Origin of the sequence: Synechococcus sp. LTW-R (assembly GCF_014217875.1) — a bacterium.
In the GTDB taxonomy this organism is placed as follows: domain Bacteria; phylum Cyanobacteriota; class Cyanobacteriia; order PCC-6307; family Cyanobiaceae; genus Vulcanococcus.
Map to the genome: position 1 here is coordinate 741,744 of NZ_CP059060.1, position 19,094 is coordinate 760,837.

General features: G+C 65.6%; 16 protein-coding genes. 7 read left to right on the forward strand and 9 right to left on the reverse strand.

The window, feature by feature from the left end; all coding sequences use genetic code 11:
• Positions 1-30: 30 nt before the first annotated feature.
• The 4 genes from H0O22_RS04245 to H0O22_RS04255 all read right to left on the reverse strand — a co-directional run bounded on the left by H0O22_RS04245 (position 31) and on the right by H0O22_RS04255 (position 3,583).
• Positions 31-1,275, reverse strand: a complete 1,245-nt coding sequence (locus H0O22_RS04245; protein ID WP_185187756.1) for an MFS transporter — start codon at positions 1,273-1,275, stop codon at positions 31-33.
• A complete protein-coding gene (locus H0O22_RS04250) occupies positions 1,275-2,267 on the reverse strand; it encodes a glutamine synthetase (protein WP_255439460.1) in 993 nt (330 codons plus the stop codon). Before H0O22_RS04250 ends, H0O22_RS04245 begins: the two co-directional genes overlap by 1 nt.
• 69 nt (positions 2,268-2,336) lie before the next feature.
• Positions 2,337-2,627, reverse strand: coding sequence for a hypothetical protein (locus H0O22_RS13285; RefSeq protein WP_255439461.1), 291 nt, complete (start codon positions 2,625-2,627; stop codon positions 2,337-2,339).
• Positions 2,628-2,686: 59 nt separating this feature from the next.
• Positions 2,687-3,583 (reverse strand): carbohydrate ABC transporter permease, encoded by an 897-nt coding sequence (locus H0O22_RS04255; RefSeq protein WP_185187757.1) that lies wholly within the window; start codon positions 3,581-3,583, stop codon positions 2,687-2,689.
• A gap of 44 nt (positions 3,584-3,627) precedes the next feature.
• Here H0O22_RS04255 and recQ point away from each other — a divergent pair, with 44 nt between their 5' ends.
• Together recQ and aroB are read left to right on the forward strand one after the other, a co-directional pair.
• The gene (gene recQ, locus H0O22_RS04260; protein WP_185187758.1) at positions 3,628-5,454 is read left to right on the forward strand and encodes a DNA helicase RecQ; all 1,827 of its coding nucleotides are present in this window, start codon (positions 3,628-3,630) and stop codon (positions 5,452-5,454) included.
• Between the two features lie 25 nt (positions 5,455-5,479).
• Positions 5,480-6,598 (forward strand): 3-dehydroquinate synthase, encoded by a 1,119-nt coding sequence (gene aroB / locus H0O22_RS04265; protein WP_185187759.1) that lies wholly within the window; start codon positions 5,480-5,482, stop codon positions 6,596-6,598.
• On the opposite strand, the gene H0O22_RS04270 is transcribed toward aroB, so the two are convergent.
• Positions 6,595-7,716 (reverse strand): class I SAM-dependent methyltransferase, encoded by a 1,122-nt coding sequence (locus H0O22_RS04270; RefSeq protein ID WP_185188296.1) that lies wholly within the window; start codon positions 7,714-7,716, stop codon positions 6,595-6,597. The two genes, aroB and H0O22_RS04270, sit on opposite strands and share 4 nt — an antisense overlap.
• Before the next feature lie 93 nt (positions 7,717-7,809).
• On the opposite strand from H0O22_RS04270, the gene H0O22_RS04275 reads away from it, so the two are divergent.
• Positions 7,810-8,646 carry a TPM domain-containing protein gene (locus tag H0O22_RS04275; RefSeq protein ID WP_255439462.1) on the forward strand — a complete coding sequence of 279 codons (837 nt, stop codon included), beginning with the start codon at positions 7,810-7,812 and terminating at the stop codon, positions 8,644-8,646.
• A gap of 11 nt (positions 8,647-8,657) precedes the next feature.
• Here H0O22_RS04275 and H0O22_RS04280 read toward each other — a convergent pair whose 3' ends face one another.
• From H0O22_RS04280 to H0O22_RS04290, 3 genes are all read right to left on the reverse strand, one after another.
• Positions 8,658-9,497, reverse strand: a complete 840-nt coding sequence (locus H0O22_RS04280; RefSeq protein WP_255439463.1) for a glycoside hydrolase family 104 protein — start codon at positions 9,495-9,497, stop codon at positions 8,658-8,660.
• Between the two features lie 328 nt (positions 9,498-9,825).
• Entirely contained in the window at positions 9,826-10,893 is a 1,068-nt protein-coding gene (locus tag H0O22_RS04285) for a hypothetical protein (protein WP_185187760.1), read from the reverse strand.
• A 2-nt stretch (positions 10,894-10,895) separates the two neighbouring features.
• Complete coding sequence (locus tag H0O22_RS04290) at positions 10,896-11,747, reverse strand: TIGR04168 family protein (protein ID WP_255439464.1); 852 nt, start codon at positions 11,745-11,747, stop codon at positions 10,896-10,898.
• Positions 11,748-11,793: 46 nt separating this feature from the next.
• On the opposite strand from H0O22_RS04290, the gene nadA reads away from it, so the two are divergent.
• Positions 11,794-12,762 carry a quinolinate synthase NadA gene (gene nadA / locus H0O22_RS04295; protein ID WP_185187762.1) on the forward strand — a complete coding sequence of 323 codons (969 nt, stop codon included), beginning with the start codon at positions 11,794-11,796 and terminating at the stop codon, positions 12,760-12,762.
• 8 nt (positions 12,763-12,770) lie between these two features.
• Here nadA and H0O22_RS04300 read toward each other — a convergent pair whose 3' ends face one another.
• Positions 12,771-13,853 carry a class I fructose-bisphosphate aldolase gene (locus H0O22_RS04300; protein WP_185187763.1) on the reverse strand — a complete coding sequence of 361 codons (1,083 nt, stop codon included), beginning with the start codon at positions 13,851-13,853 and terminating at the stop codon, positions 12,771-12,773.
• Positions 13,854-13,949: 96 nt separating this feature from the next.
• On the opposite strand from H0O22_RS04300, the gene H0O22_RS04305 reads away from it, so the two are divergent.
• Genes H0O22_RS04305 through H0O22_RS04315 form a run of 3 tightly spaced genes read left to right on the forward strand, consistent with a single transcriptional unit; the run spans position 13,950 to position 19,092 of the window.
• Positions 13,950-14,975, forward strand: a complete 1,026-nt coding sequence (locus tag H0O22_RS04305) for a ligase-associated DNA damage response exonuclease (RefSeq protein WP_185187764.1) — start codon at positions 13,950-13,952, stop codon at positions 14,973-14,975.
• Positions 14,972-16,606: an ATP-dependent DNA ligase gene (locus tag H0O22_RS04310; RefSeq protein ID WP_185187765.1), complete on the forward strand. Its 1,635-nt coding sequence runs from the start codon at positions 14,972-14,974 to the stop codon at positions 16,604-16,606. Before H0O22_RS04305 ends, H0O22_RS04310 begins: the two co-directional genes overlap by 4 nt.
• A complete protein-coding gene (locus H0O22_RS04315; RefSeq protein ID WP_185187766.1) occupies positions 16,603-19,092 on the forward strand; it encodes a ligase-associated DNA damage response DEXH box helicase in 2,490 nt (829 codons plus the stop codon). The genes H0O22_RS04310 and H0O22_RS04315 overlap by 4 nt, the downstream gene beginning before the upstream one ends.
• The last annotated feature ends 2 nt before the right edge of the window (positions 19,093-19,094 follow it).

The following is a 19,094-nucleotide window of genomic DNA, read 5'->3' on the forward strand; positions in this document are numbered from 1 at the left end:
GCTCCAATCGTTCAATTTCGCATGCAAGGCCTAGCTCGGTCGAGGGTCCAGATAGGGCGGTTGGCGAGACCACGCCCACCAGGCCAACGCGGCCAGCAGCACCAGATACAGCAGCGGACCCGAGCTCCAGTGCACCGCATTGACCATCCAGCCCACCAGAAGAGGAGCGGATCCGCCAAAGAGGGCCACCGACAGGCTGTAGGAGAACGAGAAGGCACCGCAACGGGCTCCCCCAGGGAAGAACGAGGCGTGCAGGTAAGGGGTAATGCCGGAATAGAAGAAGGTCGGCAATAGCAACAGGGCCTGACCCCAAACAAATCCAGCGATGGAGCCAGATCCGAGCAAGAGGAAACCCGGCACCAGCGCCAGCATCAGGACGGCCAAGGAACAGCGAAGGAGGGGCAACGGTGCCCAGCGGTCGGCCAGGTAGCCCCCCAACAGGGAGAGCAGAAGGCTGAACACCTGAATGAGTGAGGTCAGGCCGTTCAGGAGAGCCGCCTGCTCGGGGTGGGCTGCCACCATCACATCGACGTAATAGACCGCCGCCAGATAAAAAATCGCGGTCCCCAGAGCGACGCTGGCCACCAGGCGAACCATGGCTGGCCATTGCTGAAACAGCAATTGGAACTGCGCGCGCCATCCGCTCGCCGCATCGCCCGGCCGGCTGTCCTCCAGGCTGCGGCGCAACAGAAGAACAACGAACGACAGCAGGGCCCCGAACGCAAAGGGCAAGCGCCAGGCTCCGGCCTCAATCGCCTCCGCTGAGAAAGCCAGGCTGACCAGCGCCGCAGCAGCGGAACCAGCAATGAAGCCCACCGTGGCGCCGCTCGCGGTGATGCTGGAGAAGAACGCCCGCCGATGACCGGGTGCCGTTTCAACGCTCCAGGAAATCGCTCCGGAATATTCCGCCCCAACGGAGAGGCCCTGAAGCATCCGCAGCAGCACCAACAGCACGGCCGCACTGGGTCCGATCTGGGCCGTGGTTGGCAACAGGGCAATGGCCAAGCTGCAGCAGCCCATCACCAACACGCTGATCAACAAAAGGACGCGGCGCCCCCATTGATCGCCGATGGGCCCGAGCAGCAGGCCACCGACGGGTCGCATCAAGTAGCCGACGGCAAACACCCCGAAGGCGCTCACCATCTGCAGCGAGGGTCGATCCGTGGGGAAGAACGCCGCGCCAATGGCGTGGGCGAAGTAGCCATAGACAGCAAAATCAAACCACTCGACCGTGTTCCCAAGCGCCGCAGCGATGGGGAGGGCTGGGCGTCGCATCAGGCCAAGCCTCCGACCAACGGCCACCAGCAACAGCCGCTGACCTGATCCTCCACTTGGAGCTGCTGCACCCTCTGAATTTCAGCGGCCAGGCTGTCCAACAGGGACCCATGCAGCAGTGGGCCCATGGCAGCCTCGAGCACGTGATCAGCCGCCAAGGCGTCACGGGCCTCGAGCAGGCTCGACGGCAGACGTCGCGCCGAGGATCCCGGAGCAGCAGCCGGATCACCGATCTGCGCTGGCGGCAGAACGCGAGGCCGCTCGAGGGCCGCCTTCACTTGGGCTTGCAGGGCCCCCAGCAGGAGATAGGGATTCGTCGTGGGATCGACCGCCTTGATCTCGAGATGCGCGTCACAACCGTCGGCAGCGCTCGGGACAAGACGGAGGGCGGCTTCTCTGTTTTCCACACCCCAGACCTGAAAGGGAGCCGACCAACTGCTCGGGACCAAACGCAAATAGGACACCGGAGAAGGACTGGCCAGGGCCATCAGCGAGGGCAACTGCTCAAGCAAACCCGCGATTAACGCTTCACCCTCGGGTTTCAGGCCATGGATGCCCTGTCCCCCTTGAAGGATGGGGCCCTGGTCATGGAGAACGCTGAGGTGCAGGTGACCGCCGTTACCCACCCAATCCAGACGGGGTTTGGCACTGAAACTGCTGTACCAACCAAATCGCCTTGTCACCCGTTGGATCACCAAGCGAGCGCGAATCAGATGGTCGGCAACGGTGAGGGAGCGATCGGGCGCAAACGACAACTCGAATTGGGAAGGGCCGTATTCGGGATGGAACTGCAGCCAAGGAACTTCCGCTTCATCGAGGGCCTTCAGCAGAGCTGAGGCGTAATCCAAGCCCTCGATCAACCGATCGGCGCCGTAGGGCCCACCCGGAAGAACGGCTTGGGGAGTTCCGTCTGCCCCGGGGACGACGACGACCCACTCGAGTTCAAAGCCGGCGCGAAGCCGCCAGCCGGAATCCGCGAGCGCCGCTTCCATCCGTCGGCAGAAGTGACGTTGATCCGCGGCATAGGGACCGCTCTTTCGATCCCAGCGCTCTCCCGCGGCTCAAGCCCAGCCGAACTGCGGTTCCAGCATCGCTAAGGTCTCCAGATCAGTCCGAAGCCGGAGGTCACCATCCGGACGCGCCAGGCGATGGGCCCCATCGATCACACCATCGGAGCGAAAGGCATCCGAGACCGGTGAGAAGCCGACACCCTTGGCGATGGCCTCCGGCAGGTGGCGCAACGGCACCACTTTCACCAAGGTCTCTCCAGCATGGTTATCCCAGGTCACGTCGACCTGCCGAACACCAGCCGCGCTCAGACGTTCCAGAACCGAGTCGACCGCAGCAACCATGGCCCGCTCCGAACGCTCTCCAAGGATGTGTTCGATTGCGGCATTCGTCTGCGTCGCCCCTAGGTGAAGCCGCGGTCCCCTGCGAACAGGAAGCGAACGAGCGACAGCAGCAACACGATCACGAAAAGCGCCAAGCCGACCGTGCAGGCGTAGCTGAGCTCCAGCTCGGCAAAGGCCTGGTCGTAGACGTAATAGACCAGGGTCTTCGTGCTGTTCGCGGGTCCCCCCTGGGTCATCAGATAGACCTCCTCGAAGACCTTGGTGGCCGCAATCGCTGAGATCACCGCGACCAAGGTGACGTAGGGACGCAGCAGGGGCAGGGTGATGTCGAGGTGCTTACGCCAACCCTCACTGCCATCGAGCTCTGCCGCTTCGTAGAGGTCAGCCGGGATCCCCTGGAGACCGGCCAAAAAAATCACCATGTAGTATCCCAGGCCCTTCCACAGAGTCACGACCATCACGGCCGGAAGCGCCAGCAAGGGATTGGTGATGAAACCAATCGGCTCAAAACCGGGACCCAAGAGCGTGCCGAGCCATCCGTTGATCAAGCCGTTCTCGGCGTAGAGCCAACGAAAGGCAATCGCCGCCACAACGATCGAGACCAGCACCGGCGTGTAGAAAGCGGCCCGAAACCAGTGGATCCCCGGCAGCTGACGATTCACGATGACCGCCAGCGCCAGCGCCCCCAGAACCACCGGCGGCACCACTCCAAAGAGATACGCCAAGGTCGTCCCCAGGACCTTAAAGAACATCGGATCCGCCAGCAGGCGCCGCACATTCGCCAGGCCCACAAAGCGCAGGGGCTCCGACACATCCAAGCCGGTCTGGGTGAAGCTCATCACCAGGGCCATCGCCGCCGGGATGAGCACCGACAGGGAAATCAGCACCAGCGCCGGGGACAGGAAAGCCCAGGCGGTGGCAGAGGAGGCACCGGTGCGGAGGGAACGCTCAGCCATATCGCGCCATTGTGGTGGATCTTTTCTGATCAGCCAGTCGCCCCATGCTGAGTAGCCCGGCCCAGCCCAACAGCGATCCGCTGGAGGTGCTGCAACGGGTCTTTGGCTACGCCTCCTTCCGCGGACCGCAGGAGGCGATCGTGCGCCATGTCATCGGCGGCGGTTCGGGGCTGGTGCTGATGCCGACCGGCGGCGGTAAATCGCTCTGCTATCAGGTCCCGGCCCTCTGCACACCAGGGCTGGCCGTGGTGATTTCACCGCTGATCGCCCTGATGCAGGACCAGGTGGAAGCGCTGCAGCAACTTGGTGTTGCGGCCGCCGCCCTGCATTCCGGCCTGGAGGTCGGCGCCAGCCAAACCATCTGGCGTCAGCTCAGCAACGACGAACTGGATCTCCTCTACGTCTCACCCGAGCGGCTCTTCAGCGCGGATGTGCTGGAGCGGCTGGGCGCCATGCCACTGGCCCTCTTCGCCATCGATGAAGCCCATTGCGTCTCGCAGTGGGGGCATGACTTCAGGCCGGAGTACCGGCAACTCGATCAGCTCGCGACGCGCTTTTCCGCGGTGCCGCGGCTAGCCCTCACCGCGACCGCCGATCCGCGCACCCAGCGGGATATCCGCGCCTGCCTGCAGTTGGAGCAGGACGAGGTCTTCCTGGCCAGCTTTGATCGGCCCAACATCCGCTATCTACTGCGCCACAAACAGGGTGGTGTTACGCAGCTGCTGGAGTTCCTGGCACAACACCGCGGTGAATCAGGGATCGTCTACGCCCGCTCCCGCAACCGGGTGGACCGGGTGGCCGCTGAACTCAAGGCCGCCGGCATCGATGCGATCGCGTATCACGCTGGCATGGACGCCGAATCGCGGCGGGAGGCCCTGAAGCGCTTCCGCCTGGGCAGCGGCGTGGTCGTGGTGGCCACGATCGCCTTTGGCATGGGGATCGATAAACCCGATGTGCGCTTCGTGGCCCACGTCGACCTGCCCAAAAGCCTCGAGGCTTACTACCAAGAAACCGGTCGGGCGGGTCGCGATGGCCTACCTGCGGTGGCCTGGATGGCCCACGGCGCCGGCGACATCCCCCAGCTGCGCCGGTTCATCGATGACTCCGGAGCCAGTGAGGAGCAGAAACGCATCGAACGCGACAAGCTCGAGGCCCTGATCGCCTACAGCGAAGCCAGCGGCTGCCGGCGTCAGGTGCTGCTCAGCCATTTCGGTGAGGAGCTGGCCGAGCCCTGCAACAACTGCGATGGCTGCCTTGAACCCAAACAGCGCAGCGACTGCCGGGTCGCGGCGCAGAAGGGGCTGTCGGCTGTCTACCGGACCGGCCAACGCTTTGGCGCAGGCCATGTCGTCGACGTGCTGTTGGGCGCGAACACCGAGCGCATCCGATCGCTCGGGCACGAGCAGCTGAGTGTCTACGGCATCGGCAAGGAGCTGGATCGAGGCCAATGGCGGGCCCTCCTGCGCCAGCTGGTCAGCCTCGGGGCCCTGGATTCCCCAGACGACGCCAAGGGCGGGTTGTGTTTTGGTCCAGCCAAGCTGGTGCAGCCGCTGCTGCGGGGCGAGCGGGAGCTCCATCTGGTGCTGCCACCACCGGCGAAGGAGCAGCGGCGACGCAGCCAGAGCCCTGCTGCGGCCTTGCCGGACGACGATCCAGTGCTGGCGGCCTTGAAAAACTGGCGGAGGGAGCAGGCCCGGCAGCAGGGCGTCCCGCCCTATGTGGTCTTCCACGACCGAACCCTGGTGGAGTTAGCGGCGCGTCGTCCCGGATCCCTCAGCGAACTCGCCGGCGTCAGCGGCATCGGCACGGCCAAGCAGGAGCGCTACGGCGCGGCACTGCTCGAGGTGCTGACGGCAACAGGGGACCGATAGCCTCAAGCGACTGCAGCGTTAGTCCATGAGCGCCACGGCCGCCGCGATCCGCACCATCGAGGTGGCACTCAGTGCGAATCCCTATCCCGTCGTGATCGGACGGGGAGCGCTCTCAAGCCTCGGTCAGCAGATCCTGGGCCGGGGCATCAAAGCGGGCACCAAGGTCCTGATCGTGACTAACCCCGTCGTGCATCAGCACTACGGCGCCCAGGCCTTGGGCAGCCTCCAGGCCGCGGGCTTTGAGGCGGAGCTCCTCGTGATTGAGGCCGGGGAAGAACAGAAAACCCCAGCCACCGTGGCTCAAATCCACGACGCGGCTTTCGCCCAAAAACTGGAGCGGGGATCGTTGATCGTCGCCCTCGGCGGCGGCGTCGTGGGGGACATGGCCGGCTTCGCCGCCGCGAGCTGGCTGCGGGGCATCGCCGTCGTCCAGGTGCCAACGACCCTGCTGGCCATGGTCGATGCCTCAATCGGCGGCAAAACCGGCGTGAATCACCCCGGTGGCAAGAACCTGATCGGGGCCTTCCACCAGCCCAAGCTGGTCCTGATTGATCCCGCCACCCTGTCCACCCTGCCGGAGCGGGAATTCCGGGCCGGCATGGCCGAGGTAATCAAGTACGGGGTCATCGGAGATCCGGACCTCTTCGCCGAACTGGAAGCCGCAGCGGGCGGTCTGCGGTCGATGGCGACCCTGCCCGCTTCGCTCCTGGAGAGCATCCTGGAGCGCTCCGCCGCCGCCAAGGCGAAGGTCGTCGCGGCGGATGAACGGGAAGGGGGGCTGCGGGCGATCCTCAATTACGGCCACACCCTCGGCCACGTGGTGGAAGCCCTCTGCGGGTACGGCACCTATCTCCATGGCGAAGCCGTGGGCATCGGCATGGTGGCCGCCGGCGAGCTCAGCCTGGAGCTGGGGCTCTGGAGCGCCGATGACCAACGCCGGCAACGGGCCGTCATCGAAGCGGCAGGTCTGCCGATGCGCTGGCCCGAGCTTGATCCCCAGGCCGTTCTGCGCTGCTTGCAGGGGGATAAGAAGGTGCGCGACGGCCGCGTGCGCTTCGTGCTCCCCACCAGCCTTGGCAGGGTGGAGATCCGCAGTGATGTCCAACCCGAGCAGGTCTTGGCGGCCCTCTCCCGCTGCGCCTAGGCCAGGGGCGGATCCTGCAGGAACAACGGCTGGGCGCCCACAGCGCCGGAGCGCTGCAGGGCAATCCAGCGGAAATCCCCGAGGGCCGACGGGTCGACGTAGCGCAGCAGCGCTTCACGGCGACTGAGCAGATCGGCCAACTCCGCCGGAGATCCCTGCTGCAGGGCGTGCAGGCGCTGGGCTAGCCCCAAGGCCAGCAGAGCCTCACCCTGGCGCCGCTGCCCCAGCAGGCTCCAGCCACTGGCGGCGGCGGCCCGCTCCAGCGACTCCAAACAGAGGTGGGCCGTCAGGTCCCAGTGGCCCGGCTCCAGCAGCGGGTCATCGCTGGCCCGTTGACCGCGGTAGGCCATCAAGGTGCCATTGCTGCGCTGCGGGGCGTAGTAACGCCAGGCCTCATGGGCGTAGTCGATCACGAGCAATTGGCCCTGGCTGAGGGCCGCAGCCGCCTGGGCCAGCCAGGGGGTTAGACCCACATGCCACTCCGTGCACCAGCCCTCTGGCCGCGAAGGCCCAGGGATCAAGGCGTCCAACTCCAGCCGCAGGGCCTCACTCAGCGGGGGGCCAGCCGCGAGCTCCAGCGCAGCGTCGCCCACCAGCGAGACCCCCTGAAGCCGCCAGTCCTGGCCATCCCAAAGCACCCGCTCAACCGCCAGGGCGTCCAGGACTTCATGGGCGAGCATCACCCCGGTGAGGGGCGACTCCTGGAGCTGGGCGAAGGACTGCCACCGGCAGCGCAGGGGAGCATCAGCCAAGAGCGCCCGCTGACGCTCCGCCATGCCCGGGTTCGGTTCCACCAGCACCAGTTCCAGGCGCTCGCGCAGCTCTGGTGCATCCCGCGCAATGGCCTCAGAGAGCTGGAGGGCGAGCTGGCCTTCCCCTGGGCCGGTCTCGATCAAGGCCAGGGGGCCGTCGCCTGGCTGCTGCTGGAACCACTGCAGAAGCTGAGGCAGCAGGAGCTCGGCGAAGTCCGGTCCCAGGGACGGGGAGGTGGCGAAGTCACCCGAAGGCCCCACCTGCAGGCGTCCCGCCCCATAGGCCCCATGGCTGGAATCGTGCAACGCCCAGTCCATGTAGGTGCTGAAGGGCACCCAGCCACCGGCGGCCTGCAACCGCTCCATCAGCCAGGCGGGGGCCGCGTGCAGAGGAGATGAAGCAGAACTCACGGCGCTGCGGAGGACTCAGGGAGAATGCTCGCCACTGAAGCAGGTGCCATGACCGAGCCGCGTGCAGCCCACAGCGCCTCCGCCCTCCGCGGCTGGCTGCTGGGTCTAGCCCTCAGCCTGGCGCTCCTGCTGGGTTGGGGGGCTGCACCGGCCTGGGCCTATGACAACCCGGACCTATTGCCCGATCACCCAACCCCGGTGATCGACCTGGCAAAGATCCTCACGGACAACCAGCGCGCCGCTCTGGAAGCCGAGATCAACGACTTCGAAGCCGTCAGCGGCTGGAAGCTGCGCGTCCTCACCCAGTACGACCGCACACCCGGGCTCGCCGTTAAAGACTTCTGGGGCCTCGATGAGCGCAGCCTGCTGCTGATCGCCGACGAGCGCGGCGGGAACCTGCTCAACTTCAACGTGGGCGACGCGCTATTCGCGTTGATGCCCCGCACCTACTGGGTGGAGCTGCAAACCCGCTTCGGCAACCAGTACTACGTGCGCGACCACGGCCAGGATGCGGCGCTGCTCGACTCACTCCACACCGTCAAGGGCTGCCTTGAGATCGGCGGCTGCCAGGTCGTGCCCGGCCTGCCCCAGGAGCAATGGCTGCTCACCCTCGCCACCTCGATCCTGGGTGGTCTGATCGTGGGATTTGCCGCCTATCCCCGCAAGCCGGAGCACACCGTGGAGTGGGCCTGGGTGCTGCTGCTCTCCCCCCTCTGGGTGATTCTCTTTGGGGTCTTCGGTGTGGCGCCGATCATCACCCGCACCTCCGACCTGCTGCCGCTGGTGCGGAACGCTCTGGGCTTCATCGGAGCGATTGCCGTCGCCTATCTGATCGCCCAAAACACGATCGGGAAGACCCGCCTCAAGGAAGGCGATCAGGGCTAAGGGGCTCTGATCTAGATGCCCAGGCTCTTCGGCTTGGGTCCAATCCGATCCAGGGCCTCGAGACGGCAACGCAGGGACTGGACCGGCTCGCAAGTCGGGAGCTCGACCACCGGCTCCTGGGGGGGGTCCGCCAGGGTCTTCAACTGGGCCAGGCTCTGCTCATAGAAGGCCTTCAGGGCCGCGTAGCGCTTGACCGGCTGGCCGTAATAGCTGTAGCCAGCCAGGGTCGGGAACGAGGCCCATTCGGGAGCGAGCTTGGCGGCAAGCTCCGGGGTGAACTCTCCGCGATCAGCCAGAGCGAGGGCACCGCGGCGCTGAATCAAAAAGATGGCGGCCTGGTCTTGAACATGGGGGCCAAACCCAGCCAGGCCCAGTTTTTGGCTGGCCATGGTCCAAGTGAAGGGCATGAACTGGTAAGCCCCGGCGGCGGCGCTGGCATAGCGACCGGAATAGATCACCCGGTTCGGATGGCGATCCATTCCGCCCATCAGGCCACCGCCAAACATCACGCGGTAGCCCAGATCCTCACCGCGGGCCCAGGTGCCTTCGGCGAAGCGAATCGTGTTCAGCAGGGCGCGGCGCTCAGGCGTGATCGCGTAGCGGAAGGGCCCGCCTGGAGTGATCTGACCATCGCTGGCATCCAGCATCGCCAGGCGAGAACGGGGCGCGGCGGGCTGGCGAGGGACAGGAGGAAGCGCCGGCAGCAGGCTGAGGGTCTCAGCATTGGCGGCCTGAGGCTTGGACTGACCGGCATCGGCCAGGGCGGGCACGGGGGCCAGCAGAGCCGAGACACCCAGCAGGGATGCAACCGGGAGGGAGAAGAGAGAACGCGCAGCGCTCGAAGGAGCCATCGACTTCGAGGAGATCTGAGCGGTCAAACCATCAAAAGCAGAGAACAGCGCACGTCAAGGGGGCCCTAAATAAAGGGTGACCAGGGGTCGGGCGCACCGAATCAAAAAGCCGTCAACAGAAGCGCAGGTATAACTCTGCGTGAGTATGGCAACTAATCAATTGGATGCGGAGAGCTTGCCTAACTAACCGTCAGCGACGCAAGTAATTCATGACAGTGCAATAACCGTCCACAAGCATCAAGAATTCAAAAGAGTGATTTAAATCACTCTTGGACTGGAGTTTTGAGTCGCAAAAAGAACAAAATTCGAAAGCTTGCCTGCCTCGTCCTCAGCCGAGCGCCAAGCCGCTGAAGAAACGGGCCGCCTGCTGCGGGCCATCGGGGCTCAATCCAGCGCCCGAAGCCGGTACGAGGGGGCGATCCAACTGCCAGTCCCCCTGCTCCAGCTGCGCGCGACTCAATAAGCGATGGGGAGCATGGCGCTGCAGGGCTACCTCCAAAACCTGAGCCTCGGCAAAGCCGTCCCGATGCACCAGGTGCACCCCCAATCCCATGGTCATCGCCTCACAGAAAGTGCTGTAACCGGGCTTCGTGATCACCCGGCTGCAGAGCGGCATGCACTCGAGGGGGCGGAGCTCCTTGGGAATGACGCTGACATTCACCGCCTCGCAGTGGAGCCCGGGATCACTGACCAAAAAGTGATGCCCAGGCCAGCGTTCAAAGAGCCTGGAGTCCAGCTGCAGGCCGAGGCCGCCAAAGCCCATCAGCACCGTCCGCTCGGGCGCTGAGGTCAGACCCAGTTGATCACGGACCCGCTCGGGATCCAGGCGCGGCTGCCCGGCGGTCAAACCGATCTCCTCGCTCGGCAGTCCCCAGTCCATCTCCATCGCGAACGGACAACGCAGCAGGGCCGTGCCTTGGCGGTACTGCTCCAGGGCGCGGTCCGCCCAAGCCGTCAAGGCACCACCCATGGGCCCGTAGATGGCATCCCAGCCGAAATTGCCCATCCAGACCAGCGGTGCCTCCAAGGCCAAGGCCAAGCGGGCGGCCGCCGGAGGAACATCAGCAAGCACCAGGACCGAGTCCCCTTGCTGCTGCAACCAAGCCAGCTCCTGCTCGATCTGCTGCGGCATCTGCTGCTCAACAGCCTCCAAAGCCGCCAAGGTGGCGTCCGGATCAGCGCCGAGGGCATCGGCCTGAATCACCCCCACGTCCCAGCGCAGGTCGCGCTGTTCAAAAGGAATCTCGGCAAAGGCCAGCGCGAGAAACGACGCGGGCAAGGGCGTCGAGAGCACGATGCGCCAGCTCGGCTGCAGGCGGTGGACGGCGTTCAAGACCGCGGCGACCCGTGATCCATGGCCAAACCCGTGGCCACTGATGCAGACATACAGCAGCATCGCTAGGCCACCTCCGCCCGAAAGAGGGTCTGGCGGTAAGGGAGCGTCCCCCCGTGGCTGAACCAGCGGTGGGACACCTCCTGGAGGACGCCGTCCTCAAACTCAACCCAGCTGAAGTGCCGCAGCGCTCGGCCCTGGGGGTCCTCCCCGTGACGGGGAACAAAGGCGGTATTGAGATAGGTGGTTCCGGAACGGTCCCGGCTGAAGCTCTGCCGCTCCCCCTGGCCACGCTTCAGGCGGTGATGCATGTGGCCAAAGACCACCAAGGGGACGGGACGGCTGCGGCGAATCCGATCGATCGCGAGTGCCAAGTCCTGATCACCCCAATCGCAGGCGGGCGCCTTCCAATCCCGCCCACAGGGATCGGCGGCCCCACTCCCCAAACCGCTCGGTCCGGAATGGGCCAGCACCACCAGGGGCAGGTGCGGATCGGCCGAGAGGGCCGCCGCATGGATGCGTTCAGCGGACTCCTCCAAGCCGACCGGTCCAAAGACCGCTTCGGCAGCGCGGTTGAGGTAGTGACCGCCACCGGCACTGGCGGGCCGAGCGCCGACGACGGCCAGCCCCGGTGGGTGCAACTCCCGCAGACCCCAGCCGCAATGGAGGTCACCCAACAGGTCCAATTGACGTTGCAGGGTGCGACCGCTGGCATCGCGACCGGTGTCGTGGTTCCCGAGGATGCAGGCCATCGGCAGGCTCAGGCGCGTCAGCCGCTTGGGGATCAGCTGCTGACCGTCGCTCAGGTCACCGACCAACAAGAGGGCGTCGGGCGCAAGTGCCGCCAAGACCTCTTCATCCAGACCATCCCACTGGCCATGCAGATCACCGGCGATGACAATGCGGAGGGTGGCCAAGCGGTGCCTAGGCTTCCGCCATCCTGCACCACTTAGGGCCAGAGCCTTGGTTTTCGCGGCAGCCCAGAACACCTCCTTCGGTTGCCCTGCTCACCGGGATCTCCCGGAGGCAATCGCCGCGTTGAAACGGCAGCGCAATGCCGTGATCCTGGCCCACTACTACCAAGAGCCTGAGATCCAGGACGTCGCTGATTTCATCGGCGACTCGCTGGAACTCTCCCGGAAGGCGGCCGCCACCGATGCGGACGTCATCGTCTTCTGTGGGGTGCACTTCATGGCCGAGGTCGCCAAGATCCTCAGCCCGCGGAAGACCGTGTTGCTGCCGGACCTGGAGGCTGGCTGCACCCTGGCGGACGCCTGCCCCGCGGATGGCTTCGCCCAGTTCCGGGCCGAGCACCCCGACCACCTCGTGGTCAGCTACATCAACTGCTCGGCCGCGGTGAAAGCGCAGAGCGATCTGATCTGCACCAGCAGCAATGCCGTTGATCTGGTCCGACAGCTGCCGGCCGATCGACCGATCCTGTTTGCACCGGATCAAAACCTCGGACGTTGGGTGCAAAGCCAAAGCGGGCGAGAACTCACCCTCTGGCCTGGCAGCTGCATCGTCCACGAGACCTTCAGCGAGCAGGCCCTACTGCAACTGAAGCTCGATCACCCCGGTGCCGAAGTGCTGGCCCACCCCGAATGCCAGCAGCACCTGCTCGACCACGCTGATTTCATCGGCTCCACCAGTGCTCTGCTGCGCCGCTCGGAAGCCAGCCCAGCCGAGGCCTTCATCGTGCTGACCGAGCCCGGGATCCTGCACCAGATGCGCAAGGCGGTCCCAGGCAAGTCCTTCTTTGAGGTGCCCGGCGCCGATGGCTGCAGCTGCAACGCCTGTCCCTACATGCGCCTCAACACGCTCGAGAAGCTCTGGCAGTGCCTGAGCGACCTCAGCCCCGCCATCGAGATGGATGAGGCGATGCGCCTGCGGGCCCTCGCGCCAATCCAAAAAATGCTGGAGATGAGCCGCTGAGTTCAGGCTCAGTAGCTGTAGTTCGCGACAAACAAGCTGCTGTCATCGGAGGGTTCCGAGCCGGGGACATAGCTGCCCAGGCTGGCGGCCCCATTGGCCCGCGCCCGCGCCAAGAGGGCTGCCTGGCCAGCCTTGAGGTCCTTGCCCGCCCAGTTCTTGATGCAGGAGTGCTGGAGCGCCCGGCCGTAGGAGAAACCCAAGTGCCAGGGGGCACCACAGCGAGCCGCCACCTGGTTGATGGCGTTCAAGCAGAGGCTGGCGTCTTCTTCGCTGAGGCCGCCACTGAGAAACAGGATCGAGGGAACGGCCGAAGGAACCGTGCGCCTCAGGGTTCGAACCGTGAACTCCCCGACCTCCTCGGCACTGGGCTGCTGGGAGCAGCTCGCCCCAGCGCAGGTCATCGATGGCTTGAGGAGGCTGCCTTCAAGGAAGACGCCGTTGACCGCAAGTGCCTCGTAGGTGGTGCGCAACACCCACTCCTGAACGGCCGCGGTGGTGGTGATGTCGTGGTCACCATCCATCAGGATTTCCGGCTCCACGATGGGCACCAACCCCTGCTCCTGCACGGTCCGGGCATAGCGAGCCAGGCCCCAGGCGTTCTCGCGCACCGAGAGCTCGGAGGGGGAGCCGCTGGCGCTGATCTGGAGGACGGCGCGCCACTTGGCAAAGCGCGCGCCCCGTTCGTAGTAGCGGGCTGCCCGCTCCGCGAGGCCCTTCAAGCCGGTGCACCAGGTCTCGCCGCTCAAACCGCCGGCGAGGGGCTCCACCCCCTCATCGACCTTGATCCCGGGGACGATGCCCTGGGCTTGAAAGAGCTCCGTGATCGGCGTTCCGCCCGCCTCCTTGGTGCTGTCCTGGAAGAGGGTTTCTTCGAAGAGGATCACACCGGAGATGTGATCGCTGAGGCCCGGGGTCGTGGCCAGAAGACTGCGGTAGGCGCGCCGGTTCTCTTCGCTGTTCTCGAGGTCGATCGCGTCGAAGCGTTTGCCGATGGTCCCGGTGGATTCATCGGCCGCCAAGAGTCCCGTCCCCGGGGCGGCCAAGGCCGCTGCGGTGCTGGCCAACTCATCGCGGAACGCTTGCAGGGCCATCGCACGGGCAGCAGGGGCTTCCCCCTAGCTAGCGCCAAAACGCAGTCCTGGAAGGTCCGTGGTCATGATTCAGGCCGATCACGCCGCCCAGCGCCCATGCCCCTCGCCCCAGGCGGCCTGTTGGAGCTCACCCCGGAGGGTCTCTACTGCGCGGCGGCTGGCGCCTGGATCGATCCCTGGCGGCCGGTCCCCAGGGCCCTGATCACCCACGCCCACGCGGACCATGCCCGGCCTGGCTGCGGCGAGTATTGGGCGGTGGCCTCCAGCGAAGGAATCCTGCGGGAGCGGCTGGGGGCAGAGATCAACCTGCTGCCAGTGGGCTACGGCGAACTCAACCGCATTGGCGAGGCGAGGGTCTCCTTTCATTCCGCCGGCCATGTCCTCGGATCGGCCCAGATCCGCCTGGAAGCCGGTGGGGAGAGCTGGTTGGTCAGTGGCGATTACAAGCGCTGCCACGACCCCAGTTGCACGCCCTTCGAACCCGTCCAGGCGGACGTCTTCATCAGCGAAGCCACCTTCGGCCTCCCGATCTACCGCTGGGAAACCGGAGCGGCGGTCGCCCGCCAAATCCAGAGCTGGTGGCAGACCGAGCCGGAGAAGCCATCAGTGCTCTTCTGTTACGCCTTTGGCAAGGCACAGCGCGTGCTCGCGGAGCTGCATCAACTGGGAGTGGAGGACACGGTCCTGCTCCACGGCGCCGTCGATCGACTGATGGGGCCCTATCGCGAGGCGGGCGTCGCTATGCCGCCGACAATGCCTCTCTCCCAGGTGCCGAAGGGGGAGTCCTTGGCGGGGCGTCTCGTCATTGCACCACCGGCCGCCCACCGCAGCAGCGGCATGGCTCGGCTGGCCAAGGCACAGAACGGTTTCGTCAGCGGCTGGATGGCGGTCCGCGGTGCCCGCCGGCGACGGGGCTATGGCCGCGGTTTTGTCATGAGCGATCACGCCGACTGGGCGGGATTGGTGCGCAGTGTGCAGGAGAGCCGAGCGCAGCAGGTCTATGTGACCCACGGTCAAAGCACGGTCCTCTCCAGATATCTACGGGAGCTCGAGGGGATTAACGCGGAACCCCTCGAAGGGGCCTTTGAAGCCGAACGCTTTGACGAGGAGGAGACGCCATGAAGGCCTTCTCCCAGCTGTTTGCCGAGCTGGATGGCACCAGCAGCACCACGGCCAAGTTGGGGGCCCTCGAGGCCTACTTCCGCAGTGCCCCTCCTGGAGATGCCGCCTGGGCCCTCGCCCTCCTGATGGGGAAACGGCGCAAACGGCTGATCAGTGGACGACGCCTCAGGGAGATCTGCCTGCATGCGGTCGGCCTACCGGATTGGTTGTTCGAGGCCTGTAGCAATCAAGTGGGTGATTCCGCAGAAACGGTCTCACTGCTGTGGAGCCAACAGCAAGCCGGTCCAACGGCGCCGAGTGGCGAGCGCAGCCTGAGCGAGTGGATGGTGCAGGTCTTGCCCACGCTGGCGGAAGCGGAGGGGGAGGCGCAGGAGGCCGCGGTGGTGCGCACCTGGCAAAGCCTCCCGACTGGGGAGCTGCTGCTGATCAACAAGTTGCTGAGCGGTGGCTTTCGCGTGGGCGTCTCCACCGGTCTGGTGACCCGGGGCGTCGCCCGCAGCGCTGGACTCGATGAGGCCCTGATTGCCCATCGCCTGATGGGAGGGTTCAACCCATCGGCCGAGAGCTATGGGGCCCTGACCGCAGAGGCCAGTGATGCGGATGCGCTCGCCGCCCGTCCCTTCCCGTTTTTCCTGGCCAGCCCGATCGAACGCGAGCAGATCGAGCAGACCCCCGCCGATCAGTGGCAGGTGGAGTGGAAGTGGGACGGCATCCGCGGGCAGCTGATCCACCGCAGTGGTGGCTGCAGCCTCTGGAGCCGCGGTGAAGACTTGATCAATGAGGCCTTCCCTGAGCTGATCGACCTGGCGGAGTCCTTACCCCAGGGGACGGTGCTCGATGGCGAGGTCTTGATTTGGCACGCGGACTCGGGCACCCCGGAACCCTTTGCCACCCTGCAACGGCGCCTGGGGCGCAAGGCCCCAAGCCGGGCGCTGCAAAAGGACTGTCCAGCGGCCTTCATGGCCTATGACCTGCTGGAACTGGACGGGATGGACCAGCGTCAGACCCCGCTCGAGCAACGCCGCCGGCGGTTGGGAGCGCTCGTTCAGAGCTGGAGCGAGACCGAGCGGGATGGGACCTCACGGCTGCGCCTCTCGGAGACACCACCCCTGAGGGGTTGGGGTGAGCTCGAGGGCTTGCGGGAGCAGGCGCGCCAGAAGGGGGCGGAGGGCTTGATGCTCAAGGCCAAGTCCTCGCCGTATCTGGTGGGGCGCAAACGGGGCCACTGGTGGAAACACAAGCTGGAGCCGTTTCACCTTGATGCGGTGCTGCTGTACGCCCAGTCCGGTAGCGGTCGACGGGCCAACCTCTACACGGATTACAGCTTTGGACTCTGGAATGACGAGGGCGAGTTGGTGACCTTCGCCAAGGCCTACTCCGGACTCGACGACGGGGAAATTCGCCAGGTGGATCGGTGGATCCGGGCCCACACCACCGAACGCTTTGGGCCGGTGCGTGCCGTGGAGCCAACCCTGGTGTTCGAATTGGCCTTTGAAGGTCTGCAACCCTCGAAACGCCACAAGTGCGGTCTCGCGGTGCGCTTCCCGCGGATCAGCCGCTGGCGGCAGGACAAACCCGCCGCAGAAGCCGACAGCGTCGCCACGGCCCTGGCCCTGATGGAGGGCCGATGAGCGCAACGCTGCAGCCGATTCAGGACTGGTTCCGCAGCCAAGGCTGGACGCCGATGGCCTTTCAAGAAGAGGTCTGGCGGGCCTACCTGGAGGGGCAGAGCGGACTGCTGCAGGTGCCCACCGGCTCGGGCAAGACCTACGGGGCCGTGATGGGTCCCATGGCCGAGATGCTCGAGCGCGGCGGGAAGGGGCTGCGGTTGCTCGTGATCACCCCCCTGCGCGCCCTCTCACGGGACTTGGCCCTGGCGATCGAGCAACCGATCGAGGCGATGGGCTGGCCGCTGCGAGTCGGGATTCGCAATGGCGACACGAGCACCTACGAACGCAGCAAGCAGCTGCGCACTCCCCCTGAAATCCTGATTACGACACCGGAATCCCTGAGCGTTCTGTTGGCCAACCCGAAGGCCCCGCAGCTGTTTGAGGGGCTGCAGGCGGTGGTGATCGACGAGTGGCACGAGCTCATGGGCAGCAAACGGGGGAGCCAGTGCGAGCTCTGCCTGAGCTGGCTCAGGCAGCTGCGGCCCACGCTGCGCACCTGGGCGATCAGCGCGACGATCGGCAACCTCGAGGAGGCGGCCCGGGCAGCCCTGGGTTCAACGGCAGCCAAGCCCCTGATCGTGACGGCCCAACTGCAACGGGAGACCGCGATCCGCAGCCTCTTACCCGAACAGATCGATGGCTTCCCGTGGGGCGGTCACCTCGGCCTGCGGATGTACGAGGAGTTGGTCGCCGGACTGGATCCGGCCATCAGCACCCTGCTCTTCACCAACACCCGCAACCAGGCGGAGCGCTGGCACCAATGCCTGCGCTTCGCCTGCCCGGAGATGGAAGACGCCCTGGCGCTGCACCACAGCGCCATCGACCGGACGGAGCGCGAGGCGATTGAGGCGGCGGTCAAGGCGGGGGATCTGCGCTGGGTGGTCTGTACGAGCTCCCTAGACCTCGGTGTGGACTTCCAGCCGGTGGAGCGGGTCGTGCAAATCGGCAGTGCCAAAAATCTGGCCCGACTGTTGCAGCGTGCGGGCCGCAGCGCCCACTGCCCAGGCGGCACCTCGCAGGTGCTCTTCATGCCAACGAACGCCCTGGAGTTACTCGAGGTCTCGGCGATGCGGCGGGGACTGGCCGATGGCTTGGTGGAACACCGCAAACCACCGGAACTCCCCCTAGATGTCCTGCTCCAGCATCTGGTGACCCTGGCCTGCGGCCCTGGGTTTGAACCGTCCCAAGAGCTGGAGACGGTCCGCAGGAGCTGGAGCTTCCGCGGCCTCAGCGAGAGCCAATGGCAGTGGTGCCTGGATTTTCTGGAGCACGGAGGGCAATGCCTGGGGGCCTACCCCCGCTACTGCAAATTGGTGCGCTGCCAGCCCGGCAGCGACGAACCCGCCGAGGAGGGCCAGCCCTATCGCTACAGGGTGCTCGACAAGACGATTGCGCGGCACCATCGCTTCAACATCGGCACGATCACCGCAGACCGCTCCGTCACGGTGCGCTTTGTACGTGGGGCCGTTCTTGGCCATGTGGAAGAGGCCTTCATCGGGCGGCTGAAACCCGGTGATGTTTTCTTTTTTGCCGGCCGCCAGCTGGAGTTCGTGCGGCTGCGGGAGATGACGGCCCAGGTCAAGGCCACCACCCGCAAGAGCTCCACCGTGCCGGCCTGGGCGGGGGGACAGATGGCGCTCTCGGACCTGCTGAGCAGCCATCTGCGGGAGGAGGTCGATCGCTGCGCCCAAGGCCTCAGCGATGACGCGGAGCTGGACACACCTGAACTGCGCGCCCTGCGGCCCTTGCTGCAGCGCCAAGCGGATCTCTCACGCATCCCCAGGCGCGAGCAGATTTTGCTGGAGGTCTGCTCAAGCCGCGAAGGCAGTCACCTGTTCGTCTTTCCCTTTGAAGGGCGGTTTGTCCATGAGGGCATCGGATTCCTCTGGGCCTGGCGCCTGGCGCGCTACCGGCCCAGCACGATCACGGTCTCGATCAACGACTACGGCTTTGAGCTCCTCGCCCCGAAGCGCTACCCCTTCGATGAACTGATCGAGCTCCATGGCGACGAACTGCTCGACGTCGCCAACCTCGATGACGACCTTGAGCAGGCGTTGAACTTCTCAGAGCTGTGCCGGCGTCGCTTTCGCTCGATCGCCCAGGTCAGCGGCTTGGTCACCCAGTCCATGCCCGGACAGAACAAAACGGGGGGGCAACTGCAGATCAGTGCGGCCCTGCTCTTTGACGTCTTCCAAAAACACGAGCCCAACCACCTCTTGCTCGAGCAGGCACGCCGGGAAGTGCTCGAGGAGCAACTGGAAACGCAACGCCTCCGCACGGTCCTGGAGCGCATGGCGTCCAGTGAATGGCTGATGGAGCGAACCCAACGGCCCGGTCCCCTGGCCTTCCCCCTTCTCGTGGAGCGACTCAACAACCGACTCAGCAATGAGTCCGTTCTCGATCGCGTGCAGCGCCTAATCGCGGAAGCGACGAAAGCCGAACGCTGAGG